General features: G+C 75.0%; 15 protein-coding genes. 3 read left to right on the top strand and 12 right to left on the bottom strand.

All coding sequences use genetic code 11. The features are described from left to right. Positions 1 to 18: 18 nt before the first annotated feature. Both BLU55_RS03465 and BLU55_RS03460 read left to right on the top strand, forming a co-directional pair. Positions 19 to 1,806: a polysaccharide pyruvyl transferase family protein gene (locus BLU55_RS03465; RefSeq protein ID WP_091726118.1), complete on the top strand. Its 1,788-nt coding sequence runs from the start codon at positions 19 to 21 to the stop codon at positions 1,804 to 1,806. 4 nt (positions 1,807 to 1,810) lie between these two features. Then, positions 1,811 to 3,712, top strand: coding sequence for a hypothetical protein (locus BLU55_RS03460; RefSeq protein ID WP_091726115.1), 1,902 nt, complete (start codon positions 1,811 to 1,813; stop codon positions 3,710 to 3,712). Positions 3,713 to 3,719: 7 nt separating this feature from the next. On the opposite strand, the gene BLU55_RS03455 is transcribed toward BLU55_RS03460, so the two are convergent. From BLU55_RS03455 to BLU55_RS03445, 3 genes are all read right to left on the bottom strand, one after another. Further along, positions 3,720 to 4,715, bottom strand: a complete 996-nt coding sequence (locus BLU55_RS03455; protein WP_231917030.1) for a glycosyltransferase family 2 protein — start codon at positions 4,713 to 4,715, stop codon at positions 3,720 to 3,722. A gap of 67 nt (positions 4,716 to 4,782) precedes the next feature. Then, the gene (locus tag BLU55_RS03450) at positions 4,783 to 5,754 is read right to left on the bottom strand and encodes a glycosyltransferase family 2 protein (protein WP_091726112.1); all 972 of its coding nucleotides are present in this window, start codon (positions 5,752 to 5,754) and stop codon (positions 4,783 to 4,785) included. A gap of 120 nt (positions 5,755 to 5,874) precedes the next feature. Beyond that, a complete protein-coding gene (locus BLU55_RS03445; RefSeq protein WP_091726110.1) occupies positions 5,875 to 6,333 on the bottom strand; it encodes an NUDIX domain-containing protein in 459 nt (152 codons plus the stop codon). Between the two features lie 62 nt (positions 6,334 to 6,395). On the opposite strand from BLU55_RS03445, the gene BLU55_RS03440 reads away from it, so the two are divergent. Further along, positions 6,396 to 6,749 (top strand): LapA family protein, encoded by a 354-nt coding sequence (locus BLU55_RS03440; protein WP_197681080.1) that lies wholly within the window; start codon positions 6,396 to 6,398, stop codon positions 6,747 to 6,749. 1 nt (position 6,750) lies between these two features. Here the strand turns inward: BLU55_RS03440 and BLU55_RS03435 are convergent, their stop codons facing one another. The 9 genes from BLU55_RS03435 to BLU55_RS03395 form a co-directional block, all read right to left on the bottom strand. Further along, complete coding sequence (locus BLU55_RS03435; RefSeq protein WP_091726107.1) at positions 6,751 to 7,263, bottom strand: mismatch-specific DNA-glycosylase; 513 nt, start codon at positions 7,261 to 7,263, stop codon at positions 6,751 to 6,753. A gap of 1 nt (position 7,264) precedes the next feature. Then, positions 7,265 to 7,537 carry a hypothetical protein gene (locus tag BLU55_RS03430; protein WP_091726103.1) on the bottom strand — a complete coding sequence of 91 codons (273 nt, stop codon included), beginning with the start codon at positions 7,535 to 7,537 and terminating at the stop codon, positions 7,265 to 7,267. A 141-nt stretch (positions 7,538 to 7,678) separates the two neighbouring features. After that, positions 7,679 to 8,671, bottom strand: coding sequence for an NAD(P)/FAD-dependent oxidoreductase (locus tag BLU55_RS03425; RefSeq protein WP_091726099.1), 993 nt, complete (start codon positions 8,669 to 8,671; stop codon positions 7,679 to 7,681). Continuing rightward, positions 8,668 to 9,927: an AI-2E family transporter gene (locus BLU55_RS03420; RefSeq protein WP_091726096.1), complete on the bottom strand. Its 1,260-nt coding sequence runs from the start codon at positions 9,925 to 9,927 to the stop codon at positions 8,668 to 8,670. Before BLU55_RS03420 ends, BLU55_RS03425 begins: the two co-directional genes overlap by 4 nt. A 67-nt stretch (positions 9,928 to 9,994) precedes the next feature. Then, positions 9,995 to 10,672: a maleylpyruvate isomerase family mycothiol-dependent enzyme gene (locus tag BLU55_RS03415; protein WP_091726093.1), complete on the bottom strand. Its 678-nt coding sequence runs from the start codon at positions 10,670 to 10,672 to the stop codon at positions 9,995 to 9,997. Positions 10,673 to 10,676: 4 nt separating this feature from the next. Then, positions 10,677 to 11,219, bottom strand: coding sequence for a PGPGW domain-containing protein (locus BLU55_RS03410; RefSeq protein WP_197681079.1), 543 nt, complete (start codon positions 11,217 to 11,219; stop codon positions 10,677 to 10,679). A gap of 37 nt (positions 11,220 to 11,256) precedes the next feature. Then, positions 11,257 to 12,342: a potassium channel family protein gene (locus BLU55_RS03405; protein WP_231917029.1), complete on the bottom strand. Its 1,086-nt coding sequence runs from the start codon at positions 12,340 to 12,342 to the stop codon at positions 11,257 to 11,259. Positions 12,343 to 12,348: 6 nt separating this feature from the next. Further along, positions 12,349 to 12,702, bottom strand: coding sequence for a hypothetical protein (locus BLU55_RS03400; RefSeq protein ID WP_091726091.1), 354 nt, complete (start codon positions 12,700 to 12,702; stop codon positions 12,349 to 12,351). A 53-nt stretch (positions 12,703 to 12,755) separates the two neighbouring features. After that, positions 12,756 to 13,022, bottom strand: coding sequence for a hypothetical protein (locus BLU55_RS03395; protein ID WP_091726088.1), 267 nt, complete (start codon positions 13,020 to 13,022; stop codon positions 12,756 to 12,758). Between the last annotated feature and the right edge of the window lie 18 nt (positions 13,023 to 13,040).

Below are 13,040 nucleotides of genomic sequence, written 5' to 3'. Positions count from 1 at the left end.
AGCCGACGTGAGGGAACCATGGACCACAGCGACGTCGTCGTCTGCTCGTTCTACACCGCGGACGACTACTACCGAGACCACGCCGACCAGCTGCGCAAGAACCTCGCCGACCTCGGTCTGCACGGCGAGCTCGAGGAGGTCGCCAAGGGCGCCGACGAGGACTGGGCCGACATCTGCCGCCGCAAGATCGCCTTCCTCGGCCGGATCTGCGACCGCTTCCCCGACGCCAAGGTGTTCTGGATCGACGTCGACTGCCGGCTGCACGACCTGCCGGCGTACGTCACGGGGTCGACCGCGGACCTGGTCGGCTTCCAGCGCGGCTTCGGCGCGCCCTCGACGATCGGCTACGCCAACCGCACCCGCTTCTGGGAGCCCTGCTTCTTCGGCATCGGCACCAGCCCGGCCGCCCGCAAGTTCGTCGCCGACGCCGTCGCGCTGGAGGCGGCCTCGGACCTCAAGGCCACCGACGACTACTTCTTCGAGGAGTCCTGGCGCAGCAACGCCCCGTCGCTGAGCTTCCAGGTCATTCCGTCGGCGGCCGTCACCGGCCGCAGCGCCCCCGGCGTGGCGGCGTTCTTCACCTTCGGGTCGAGCGGCAACGTCGCGGAGTTCAAGTCCAAGGTGGTCCAGCACGACCGGGTCGAGGGCGTCGCCCGTCGGGCCGGCACCGCCCGGCAGCGGGCGCTGCGCACCGCCAAGGCCGTCGAGCGGCGGCTCGCCCAGCGCTCGGGTCGCCTCACCGACCGGCTGCGCCTGGTCGCCGACCGCAGCGGGCTGACGCACGCGCTCACCCAGGGCAGCCACCAGCCCGCCGGCACCTCGCGCCACCGCCAGGCGCTGGTCAACCAGATGGTGGTGCAGGGGCAGCGCGGCGACCTCGAGGGCGTGCGGTCGCTGGCCGCGCGCCTCAACGCGAGCAGCATCCCCACCGTCGCCGAGGCGGGCGCGCAGCGGGCCGCGGAGTCGTTCGCCCACTACGCCCGCGAGGGCAGCGTGGACCAGCCGCTGCCGCTGAGCTGGTGGTCGCGGCCCTTCCCGGGCAACTTCGGCGACTGGCTGAGCCCGCTGGTGCTGCAGGCGGCCTCCCAGCGGCCGGTCACCTACCTCTCGCCCACGGCCCCGACGCTGCAGCCGCACCTGGTCATGGTGGGCTCCATCGGCCGCTTCGTGCGCTCCCGCTCCATCGTGGTCGGCACCGGCATCGCCTCGGAGGAGATCGAGCTCGACGGCCGCGCCCACTACGTCTCGCTGCGGGGTCCGGTCACCGCCGACCTGCTGCGCCGGCAGGGCGGCCCCTCGGTCACCAGCCTCGGCGACCCGGGGGTGCTGCTCTCCCGGCTGCTCCCGGTCGAGCGCGGCGAGACCAACGGGCGAGTGGCGCTGGTGCGCCACTTCAAGCACGCCAGCCTGCCCCTGACCCTGCCGGAGGACATGGACGAGCTCAGCGTCCTGATGTCGCACCCGGACGAGATCCGCGCCTTCATGGAGACGCTGGCGGGCTACCGTGCGGTGGTGACGAGCGCGATGCACGTGATGATCGCCTGCCACAGCTACGGCATCCCGTGCGCGCTGGTGGGCTTCCGCGGGTTCGAGGACGCCGTGCACGGCAGCGGCATCAAGTACGACGACTACGCCCGCGGCGCCGGCCTGACCGAGCGCTGGGACCCCGTCGTGGTCGATCTCGACCTGCGCCGCACCCGCCTCGACGACCTGCTGCGCGAGGTCCGGATCAGCGACGCCAAGCTCGACGAGGTCGAGGCCGCCGTGGCCGCCGGCATCGCGGCGTACCAGGAACGGACGGCCTGAGCCGGTGTTCCGGGACCTCCTCGGTGCCTTCACGGGCCTGTTCACCCAGCGGCGCAGCCGGCTGGAGGTCTCGGCGCTGCTCCTGACGATGGCGATGCTGCCCGTCTCGGAGCTGCTCGTCACCCGGATGTTCTCCCACCTCGTGCTGCACGGCGCCGAGCGGCTCGAGGCCGACCGCACGGCCGTGGTGCTGGCCGGTGCCGGCTTCTTCGCGGCCTTCGCCGTCAGCCGGGCCCTGCACCACGTGGTGCGGCTCAACCGGGTGCGGGTGTTCCGCCGCGGCTTCGAGTCCTCGGACGCGGAGCGACCCCGCCACCAGGAGGCCTGGAGCTGGGCCGCGGCCTTCGAGCTCTCGACGGCCAGCGTGGCCCTCATCCAGGTGCTGGCGTTCTGCCTGCTCTTCGTCTGGCTCGACCCGGTGTTCGGCCTGCTCAACGTCGTCATCGGCGCCGGCGTGCTCGGGCTCGTCGCGGTCATCTACCGCCGCCAGCTGGTGCGCCAGCTGGCCTACCTGGGCGAGGCGCGGGGGGCCACGACCGGGGTCGGCGAGCGGGTCGGCCGCCGGCTGCGCGACGCCGAGCTCGGCGCCGTGCTCGCGAGCCTGGCGATGGCGCTCGCGCTGGCCCTGGTGCTGCTGCGTGCGGTGACCGGCTCGCTGGCCGGCGCCGACGCGATCGTGCTCTTCATCGGCCTGCGGATGATGTACAGCCAGATCGGCCACCTCTCCGCCAGCGCGATGCGCTTCGCCCGGGTGAAGGCCCGTCTCACCGCCGGCACCACCGCTGCCGGCTCCGGGGTCGAGCCGGACCCCGACGACGAGGCCGACACCGCGGACGACGACGACACCGGCGACGACACCGGCGACGACACCGGCGCCCGCGCCGAGGCCGGCCTGCCGCCGGCCGCACCGACGCCCCACCGGGCCCGGCTGGTGCGCCAGATGCTCCAGGCGGGCCAGGGTGGCGACCTCCCCGCCGTCCAGGCGTACGCCGCCCGGCTGCGCGCCACCGCCCGCCCCCGCCCCCAGGAGCAGGACGCCCAGCAGTGCGCCGAGGCGTTCGCCCTGCTGGCCGCACCCGGCGACCGCGACGGCGCGGTCCCCGTCACGTGGTGGGCCCGCCCCTTCCCCGGCACGGTCGGCAGCTGGGTCGCCCCGCTGCTCGTGCGGCGCCTCACCGGGCACCCGGTGACCTACCAGAAGCCCGGTGTCGCCACCAACCGCCCGCACCTGGTGGTGGGCGGCTCCTTCCTCGGCTCCGCCCAGGCCAGCAGCATCGTGGTCGGTGCCGGCACGCTGGCGCACGACGCCCGTCCCGACCCGCACGCCCGGGTGCTGTCGGTCCGCGGCCCGCTCAGCGCCGAGGCGCTGCGCCGGGCGGGCGGGCCGGTCGTCACGGCGTACGGCGACCCGGTGGTCCTGGCCGCCCGGCTGCTGCCCGTCGAGCGGACCACGACCAACGGCCGGCTGGTGCTGCTGCGCCACGCCAGCCAGGCCGACCTGCCGCTCCACCTGCCCACCGGCATGGACGAGCTCAGCACGCGGGCCTCCCGGCCCGAGGACCTCGAGCGGCTGGTCGCCTCGCTGGCGGCGTACGACGGGGTGGTGAGCAGCGACCCGGGCGTGGTCGCGCTGTGCCACGGCTACGGCCTGCCCTGCGCCGCGGTCTCCCTGGAGCCGCGCGCCGACCTCGACCTGGTGCTGCGCGACCACGCGCTCGGGCTCGGCTGGGACGACCTGGCCCCGGCCCGCCCGGTCGGCCCGGACCTGCGCGACGTGGCGTGGACCGACCTGCTCGAGACCCGGGTGGTGGACGCGGCCGTGCTCGACGCGCTGCAGCACCACCTCGAGGAGGCCGTCGCCCTGTGCCTGGGCCAGTCCGCGCCCGTCCCGGCCCAGCCGGTCTGAGCCGACCTCAGCTCGAGCGGAGCACGAACCCCGTCCCCCACGACAGGTGCATCACGGCCAGCGAGAGCGGCAGCCGCCAGCGCACCGACCAGGGCAGCCGCCGGACGTGGCCCAGCGCCAGGCCGAGCAGGCCCACCCCACCGACGTACGCCGCGGGCACCAGCAGGCCCAGGGCCAGCCAGCCGCCGAGCAGCGGCGCCGCGACGCCGGCCACCAGGCCGAGCAGGATCGCCAGCACGGCCAGTGGCGGGGCGAGGTAGCGCGGGTCGACGGTGCCGCGGTGGGTCTCGATCACGCGGCGGCGCCAGCCCCCGGTGCGGAACTGCTGGTGGGCGAAGCTGCGCCAGCTCGACCGCGGCCGGTAGGTCACGGCCAGGGACGGGTCGAACCACACGGTGTGACCGGCGAGGCGGAGCCGGTGGTTGAGCTCCCAGTCCTGCGCCCGCAGGAAGGTCTCGTCGTACCCGCCGACCTCGAGGAGCGCGTCGCGGCGGAAGGCACCCAGGTAGACGGTGGGCTGCGGCCCGGCCTCGCCGCCGACGTGGAAGGCGCCCCCGCCGATGCCGAGGCGCGAGCTCATCGTGACCGCCACCGCCTGCGACACCGGCCCGTCGCCCTCGGGGACCATGCGGCCGCCGACGTTGGCGGCCCCGGTCGAGCCGAGCAGCTCCACGACGTCCTGGAGGTAGCGCGGTGGCAGGTGCGCGTGCCCGTCCACGCGCACCAGCACGTCGTGGTGGGCGTGGGCGATGGCGGCGTTGAGCCCGTGCGGCGTGGCCCCGGCGGGGTTGCGGACCACCGTGACGCGGGGCTCGCGGGCGGCGATCCGCTGCGCCTCGCCCCAGGTGTCGTCCTTGCTCGGGGCGACCGCGAGGACCACCTCGAGCTCGCCGGGGTAGTCCTGGTCGAGCACCCGCGCGACGCTGGCCGCGAGGTCGGCCTCCTCGTCGCGCACCGCCATGAACACCGAGACCGGGGCGGGGACGACCGTGCGGTCCCCCACCCGTGAGGACGCCGGCCGCGACGGCAGCTGCGCCGAGGACGCAGGGGCAGGAAGGAAGGTCGTCACGTCACACCACCGGGGGTCGGCCGAGGCGGGTCATCCGCCAGATGGTGGCCCACCGCAACGGGCGGCGGCCGCCGGGATCGACGCGCCACCCCTCCCGCCAGCCGGCGAACCAGGGGCGCAGGGAGGCCCGACCACGGGCGCTCCGCAGCGAGCGCGCCACCTGGACGAGGGTCCAGGTGGCGACGTAGAGCCAGGTGAAGGGCCAGCGCAGGTTGCGCCGGGCCAGCCAGACGCGGTGGCGGGCGTTGTAGCGGTGGTACGTCGCGTGGCGCGCCGGGTCGATCGGCGGGTGCAGCGCCACGAGGTCGCCGACGTAGCGGACGCTGAAGCCGGCGTCCCACACCCGCCACACCAGCTCGATGCCCTCGTGGGCGTAGCGGTAGACCTCGGGCCAGCCGCCCGCGGCGAGCAGCGCGTCGCGGCGCACGACCGTGGCGCCCTCCCACAGCACGAAGGCCGGCGAGGACCTGCGCGGGTCCCCGGTGCGGACCCGCGGGACCCAGCGGGTCGGGGCCTTGCCGTGGGTCGCGTCGACCCGCGGGTGCACGAGGCCCAGCGCGGGGTCGGCGGCGAACAGGGCGGCGGCATGGGCCAGGTAGCCCGCGTCCGCCGGTCGCGCGTCGTCGTCGAGGAAGAGCAGCAGGTCGCCCCCGACGTGGGGCACGCCGGCGTTGCGCCCGGCCGGGATGCCGTCGTCGACCGGCAGCGCCACGCCCCGCACCCCCGCCGGCAGGTCCGCCGGCTCCCAGCCGTTGCCGACCACCACCACGTCGGTGCGCACGCCCTGCTGGGCGAGCACGGCGTCCAGCGCGGCGGCGAGGTCCGCCGGGCGGCGGCCCTGCGTGAGGACGACCACCCCGACCAGCACCTCGGACCCGACCGGCGCCTCCCCGAGCGGTCCGCCGGCACACCGCGGGGCTGCCGTCGCGGGAGCAGCGGGAGGGGGCTCGGCGACGTCCAGGGCCTGGGTCATGACCAAAAGTCTAGTTGGTCAATAGGTATTAGCGTGAATTCGACACGACGGTGCGGTGAACCGTCTGCGACTTCTCTCCCCCACCCGTGGACGAGCGGCCCGGGACCCGGTCGGTCCGGGTCAGCCCTGGAGCAGCTCCCCGTGCAGGCGGGGCCAGACCTCGCGCAGGCCGGGGTGGAGCCGGTAGGACCCGACCCGGTCGAGGTCGACCCACAGCGTCCGGTCCGCCTCCCAGCTGGTGGCCCCGGCACTGGCGAGCTCGGCCAGCTCCGGACGCGGCGCCTCGGCGATGACGTAGGTGTAGGACCACGTCCCGTGGTCGGTGCCGACGACCGTGCGCGACACCGCCAGGTCGCGGGCCCGCAGCCCGGCCTCCTCGTGGGCCTCGCGCAGCGCCGCGGCCACCGGGTCCTCGCCGCGCTCGATGGCGCCGCCGGGCACGCTCCAGGTGCCACCGCTGTGGACGTGCACGGATCGCTTCTGCAGCAGCACGCCGGTGCGCCCCGGGTCGGTCAGCAGCAGACCGGCGGCGCCGAAGCGGCCCCAGTGGCGCTGGCCGCAGGCGCAGTGGACGAACACCGCACCAGTGTTCCAGCCCGCACCTGGCGCGACGGGGGCCCCGGCTCCCCTAGGCTGGTGTCGTGAGCACCGACCAGCCCTCCCCCGCCGAGCCCACCCCGGCTCCCGCCTCCGGTCCGACCTCGGGTCGTGGGTCCGGCACGTCGACCACCTCCGACCCGCTGCGCGGCTCCCGCACCAGCGGGATCTGGATCGCGGTGGTGACCCTGATCGTGGTGCTGATCCTGCTGGCCGTGTTCATCCTGCAGAACACCAACACCGTCGAGATCTCCTACTTCGGCTGGACGGGCACCGCACCGCTGTCGGCCAGCCTGCTCATCGCCGCCGCCGGTGGCGCCCTGCTCGTCGCGGCCGCCGGCGCCCTGCGGATCCTGCAGCTGCGCCGCCGCGTCAAGCGCGACCGCAAGGCCCACTGAGTCAGGCGAGCCCGGACAGCTGCGCCAGCTCCCGCCACCACGAGAGCCGGTCGGGCCGGCCGTCGTAGTCGTGCCGCCGGTTGGCCCCGCTCGGGCCGGGCAGCACGAACACCTGCGCCGGGCCGACGTACCAGTCCACCGGGCCGAGCCCCGGTCGGCGACGTCCGTGCGCCCGGGCGACCGCGTGCGCGACCGTCTTGCTGGTGAAGGCCAGCCACTCGGGCTGCCACTGCTCGACCTTGGCCTCCAGCTCGGCCACGGCGTACGACGCGGGGTCGGCGCGGTCCTCGCCGGTGCGGACCAGGTCGGTCGTGGCCAGGCCGTGCTCCGGGAGCCGGCCCTCCTCGTCGGGCCGCAACCGTCGAGGCGTCATGCCGCTCTCGTGGAGCAGCGACCAGAAGCTGTTGCCGGGGGTGTCGTAGCGGTGCTCGCGCGAGCGGTGGCTCTCCGCGCCGGCCATCCCGCAGAGCACGACGACGGGCGTCTCGCCGACGACGTCGGGCAGGACGAGCACCCTAGAAGCCGATGTCCCAGGGCTCGCGGGGGTCGCGCCACAGCTCGTCGAGGGAGGACACCGAGACGATCGAGCCGCGCCCCTGCGCGCTGATGACGGCCTGCACCGTCGTGGGCGCCGGGAGGGTGTCGTCCTCGACGGTCCACACCAGTCGCTGGCCGGAGTCCCAGACGCCGACCAGCGTCCAGCCGGCCTCCTGGATCGCGCTGCACAGGATCGTGCTCACGACCCCGGGTGGTTCGTCGAACTCCTCGTCGAGCGCCAGCGGTCTCACGGGGTCCCCACGTTTCGTCGTCCAGATGTCTCCCTACGTGCCCCTTGCCTGGGCTTTCACGCGTCCCGGCGCCCGATTGGCCGCGCCGGCCGTGCGTGGGCGGCCCACTCGGGCCCCTCTCGGGCCACGCGCCGGTCCGGGTCAGCCGAGCCGGCGGGCCAGCTCCACGCCGAGGTCGTGGCCCGAGACCCAGGCGCCCTGGACCTTGGACACCGGGCCCCAGCCGTCGCCGCACAGGCCGACCAGGTCCTCGGAGAGGTGGAAGGTCGGCTCGCGCGACCCCGTGGGGCGGGCCAGCGACCAGCGCTGCACGTGGGTCTCGGTGGGCTCGGCCCCCAGCGCGAGCAGCTCGCGCAGCGCGTCGAGCAGGTCCGACCCGGCGGCCGCGGGGTCGTCCAGGCGCGGCTGCGCGAAGCCGGGCGTCGAGTGCGCCACCAGCACGGGCGCGTCGTCGCCTCGGCGGCGGCCGTCGTCGGCGATCCAGGCCAGCACGTCGTGATCGTTGACGAAGGCGCCGTCGAAGCGGTCGCCGGTGCGGCCCGGGTCGTCCCAGTCGCGCCGGTCGAAGACCGCGCTCAGGGCCAGGACCGGCTCGTAGGCGCGGTCGGTGGCGGACGCGGACGCCAGCGTCGGGTCGAGCAGGCGCCGGGCCTGCGCGTCGGGCATGGCGAGCACCACGGCGGCGGCGGGCTCGCCGTCGACCTCGAGGACACCGTCGCGCCGGCGCACCGAGGCTACCTCGTGCTGCTGCACGTCGAGGCCGCGCGCGAGGTCCTCGACCAGGGAGCGCATCCCGCCACCCGCACCCCAGCGCACCGGCCCGGACTTGGTCGTGGGCTCCTGGCCGGGCGCGAGCACGTGGAAGGTGTCGGTCCAGCGCCGGGCGACGCCGCGCGCCTCCCAGTCGCGCACGACCGCGTCGAAGCGCTCGTCGCCGCCGGTGAAGTACGACGCGCCGGTGTCGACCGGCCGGCCGGCCAGCGTGCGCGAGGCCATCCGTCCGCCGAGGCGCCGGCCGCGGTCGAGCACGCGCACGTCGAGGCCGGCGGCCCGCAGCTCGCGGGCGCACGTGACACCCGCGATGCCCGCGCCGACGACCACGACCGGCCCGTGGGCCCTCCCCGAGGTGCTCACGAGACGGGGGGTCCGTCGGGCGCGTCGTCCTGCTCGGTCGGCTCGTCGGCCTCGGCCCGGCTCGCGGCGGCCTTGGCGCGGTTGCGCTCGGCGACCACCCCGTCGACGTACGGCGGGGCGCTGCCGGGGGTGGACTTGTCCTCGACGACCTCGTCGAGGTAGCGCAGCACCACGGCGAGCACGGCCACGACCGGGACGGCCAGGAAGGCGCCGGTGATGCCGAACAGGGTGGAGCCGAGCGTCACCGACAGCAGCACGACGGCCGCGTGCAGCTTCATCGACTTCGACTGCAGCCACGGCGAGAGCACGTTGCCCTCGAGCTGCTGCACGGCCACGATGACCGCCAGCACGATCAGGGCTCCGGTGGGGCCGTTGGAGACCAGGGCGACCAGCACGGCGATGAAGCCCGCGACGAACGCACCCACGATGGGGATGAAGCCCGCGAAGAAGGTCAGCACGGCCAGCGGGATCGCCAGCGGCACGCCGACGAGCAGCAGGCCGGTGCCGATGAAGACCGCGTCGATGAGCGAGACCAGCGCCTGGGTGCGGATGAAGCCGCCCAGGGTGCGCCACGACCGGGTGCCGACCTCCTCGAGGTGGCGACCCGCCCGGGGGCCGGCCAGCCGGCGCACCCACGGCAGGAAGCGGCGGCCGTCCTTGAGGAACAGGAAGCTGAGGATGAGGGTGATCACCAGGGTGACCAGGCCGTTGGTGACGGCCGAGACCCCGGTGAGCACCCCCGAGGCGATGCTGGAGGCCGACCCGGTCACCTTCTCCTGCAGGCCCTGGAGGCCGGCGTCGATCTGCGCCTTGGAGATGAAGTCGGTGTTCTGCACCCAGTCCTGGAGCTGCTGGATTCCCTGGTTGGCGCTCTTGACGATGTCGCCGCTCTGGCCGGCCACCGACGGGGCGATCGCGAAGCCCGCCCCGACCACGACGGCCAGCCCGCCGAGGATGGTGGCCGCGGCCGCCAGCCCGTTGGGCAGGTGCGCCTTCTCCCGCAGCAGCTTGGCGACCGGGGCCAGCACCGTGGTGAGGATGAGCGCCAGCAGCACCGGGAAGAGGATGAACCAGCTGAACTTCACGACGTAGCCGAGCACGATCGCCCCGGCCACGATCAGCACCAGCCGCAGGCTCCACTGCGCCGTCCAGGCCACCCCGTGGCCGATCACCCGCTCGCGGGAGGGCACCCCCGGGCTCGCGGGGGCGGGGGGCACGTCGGCGGGGTCACCGAGCACGGGCTGCGCGTCGTCCATGCGCCCAGCCTGTCACCGGGCGCGCGGACACGACGAATCGCCACCCTGGCGGAGGACCGGCGCGGGCCTACTCCGGGAGCGGGTGGTCCGGCAGCGAGCCCAGCCCGGCGAAGCCGTCGAGGTGGTCCTCGACGTCGCCGCGCACCGTCCAGGAACGCAGCTGGTCGGCGGTGCGGCGGCTGCACAGGGCGCGGAACAGGTCGAGGTCGCCGGCCTCCAGCACCACCGCTGCGGCGTCGACGGGGCCGCCGTCGGAGGTCCACGTCCAGACCTGGCCCACGAGGGCGAGGGGCGGGCGCCCCTGCAGCGCACGGCCCAGCCGCTCGGCCATCCGGTCGCGGACGATCGCCACGCCGGCGCTGTGGGCGCCGCCGGGCCGCGCGAGCGCGCCGCGGAGGTCCTGCTCGTGGATCACGACGTCGTTGAGGGGCCGCGAGCCGTGCTCGCCCATCCAGGCGACCAGGTCGTCGGCGTTGCCGCGCCACTCGGCGACCAGCTCCTCGACCGAGCGATCGGCGCGGGCGTCGACCTGGGCCTGCGTCCAGGCGGCGTGGTGGTCGTCGGGCTCGTCGCCACCGAGGACGTCGGCGGCCAGCCCCACCACGTGGGAGAGCAGGTCGCGTCCGGTCCAGTCGGGGCAGGCGGGCACGGACGCCTCGAGGTCCTGCGCCGGCACGTCCAGGACCAGCGCGCAGACGCGCTCGTGGGCCTCGCGCCAGGCGGCGACGGGGTCGGTGGCGGGCACGGGCTCAGCCCGCCGCGGTGCCGGCGGCGTGCTCGCCCCCCGGCTCGGAGCGCACGGCGGACCTGTCGTCGTCGTCGCCGTCGTGGGCCCCGCCGCGCGTGGCCTGGGCCTCGATCTCGGCCCGGCTCGCGCCGCGCAGCTTCACGAAGCTGTAGACCAGCAGCGCCAGCGCGACCACGCCGGAGAAGATCAGGGTGGCCCCGGTGCCCCACCCGCCGATCAGCCACCAGCTCTCGCGCAGCGGCCACCAGCCGGGGGCGTCGGGACGGATGCCCCAGAAGATGCCGAGGCCGACCAGCCACACCACGCCCAGCAGCGACAGGGCGATGCGCGGCCAGGTCTTGACGCTGTCGGCGGCCCCCTTGAGGGCCCACACCTTGACGCGGTCGAGTCGCTTGTCGGCCCACTCGTACTGCGTCGCCAGCACGAACATGGCGCCCAGGATGATCATGGCGCCGGGACCCGGCAGCGGCAGCGCTGCGATCCCGACGAGCAGGAGCAACCAGCCGAAGATCTTCAGCCCGAGGCCCTTCACGGTTTCGTTCACAGCAGCAGCGTACGAGGCGGGGTGTCGGCGTGCGTGATCATTCGTCCTCGTCGGCCAGCGTCTCGTTGTGGGTGCCCGGTCGCGGGGCCCACGGCAGCTCCTTGGAGGGGCGCACGACGATCAGCTCGTCGCCCCGGGCCAGCAGCGTGACGGTGGGGTCGAAGTAGCGGTAGACCTTCTCGTCGCGCACCACGGCGATCACCTGGTCGGGCAGCGACTGGGGCGCCTTGCCGACCTCGCCGACGAGCAGCTCGCGCTGCGCGACCTCGAGCCCCTCGCCGTACGTCAGCAGGTCCTCCATGACGATCCCGAGGTTGGGCGAGTACGACGCCAGCCCGAGCAGCCGGCCCACCGCGTCGGAGGAGGTGATGACCGAGTCGGCCCCGCTCTGGCGCACCAGCGGCACGTTGTCCTGCTCGCGCACCGCCGCCACGATGTAGGCGTCGGGGTTGAGCTGGCGCACCGTCAGCGTCGCCAGCACCGTGGTGTCGTCGCGCGCGGTGGTGATGATGACCTGCTGGGCCTGCTCGACGCCGGCGCGCCGGAGCACCTCGCGCCGGGTGGCGTCGCCGGTGATGACGGCCAGGCCGTCGGCGTTGGCCTCCTCCTGCCCGACCGTGCTGGGGTCGACCACCACCACCGAGGACCGCGGGGTGCCGTTGTTGACGAGGGTCTCGACGGCGCTGCGGCCCTTGGTGCCGTAGCCGATGACGACGACGTGCTGGTCCATGTGCTTCCTCCACCGGGCGACCCGGAACATCTCGCGGCCCTGGGCCGCGAGCACCTCGAGCGTGGTCCCGATCAGGAGCACGAGGAAGGCGATGCGCAGCGGGGTGATGACGAACGCGTTGACCAGCCGTGCCTGGTCGGTGGCCGGGGCGATGTCGCCGTAGCCGGTCGTGCTGAGCGTGACCGTCGTGTAGTAGATCGAGTCGACGAAGCTGACCCGGCCCTCGGGGTCCGAGTTGTCGGTGTAGCCGGTGCGGTCGAAGTAGACGAGCGCGACCGTGAACGCCAGGATCGCGATGGCGAGCAGCAGCCGCCGGCCCAGCTCCCACCAGGGCGACCGGGCGACGGCCGGCAGGCGCAGCAGGCCGGTGGCGGTGTTCTCGGGGCTGGCCACCGGCTGCTACCGCACCACGTCGCCGATGACGACGACCTGCTGGCGGTTCTCGCCCGCGACCTCCTCGGAGGTCGCCACCGAGACGAACCGCAGGGTGTCGCCGGCCCGCGGGACGGGGCTGGACGGCGTGCGGCGCAGGGTGCCGCACAGCTCCCCGTCGGCGTCGGTGCCGGGCAGGCCGTCGACCGCCGTGCCGGTGAGGCAGACCCGCATCTGCGAGGCGTCGTAGCTCGCCACCTCGGCGGTGCGGCGCTCCGCGGTCTCGGGAGGTCCGGCGACGGCCCCGACCAGGTAGCCGGCCAGCAGGCACAGGGCGCCGCCGGCGAGGACGACCGGCGTCGGCAGGGTCACGGTGGCCACGCCCGAAGCATGGCACGCACCCGCCGGGGTGTCCGGCAGCACCCTCGACGCGCTCAGCGGCGCGGCCTCCAGGGCAGCACGCGGGCCAGCGGCTGCTCCAGGCGGTGCTCGACGGTGACCGGCCCGTCGGGCCAGCGCCGCAGCCGCCACCACTCCCCCGGCGACGGCGCGGCCGCGGGGTCCTCGGCGACGCGCGAGAGCAGCGCCGCGGCGTACGACGCCCGCAGCTCGCCGCTGCCGGTCAGCACCACGACCACGCCGTCGAGGACGCGCAGCACGCAGCCCAGGTCGCCCGGGCCGTGGGCCGGGGCCGCACTCATGGACGACGCTCCCTCACC

It is taken from the genome of Nocardioides scoriae (genome assembly GCF_900104965.1).
GTDB lineage: Bacteria > Actinomycetota > Actinomycetes > Propionibacteriales > Nocardioidaceae > Marmoricola > Marmoricola scoriae.
Note: the sequence above shows the minus strand (reverse complement) of the source record. Positions and strands in the feature narration are given on the sequence as shown.

Bases quoted from the DNA above. Each gene is read 5' to 3' on its own strand.
- BLU55_RS03465 (WP_091726118.1), top strand. From the start codon at position 19: ATGGACCACAGCGACGTCGTCGTCTGCTCGTTCTACACCGCGGACGAC.
- BLU55_RS03395 (WP_091726088.1), bottom strand. From the start codon at position 13,022: ATGAGTGCGGCCCCGGCCCACGGCCCGGGCGACCTGGGCTGCGTGCTG.
- BLU55_RS03420 (WP_091726096.1), bottom strand. From the start codon at position 9,927: ATGGACGACGCGCAGCCCGTGCTCGGTGACCCCGCCGACGTGCCCCCC.
- BLU55_RS03450 (WP_091726112.1), bottom strand. From the start codon at position 5,754: ATGACCCAGGCCCTGGACGTCGCCGAGCCCCCTCCCGCTGCTCCCGCG.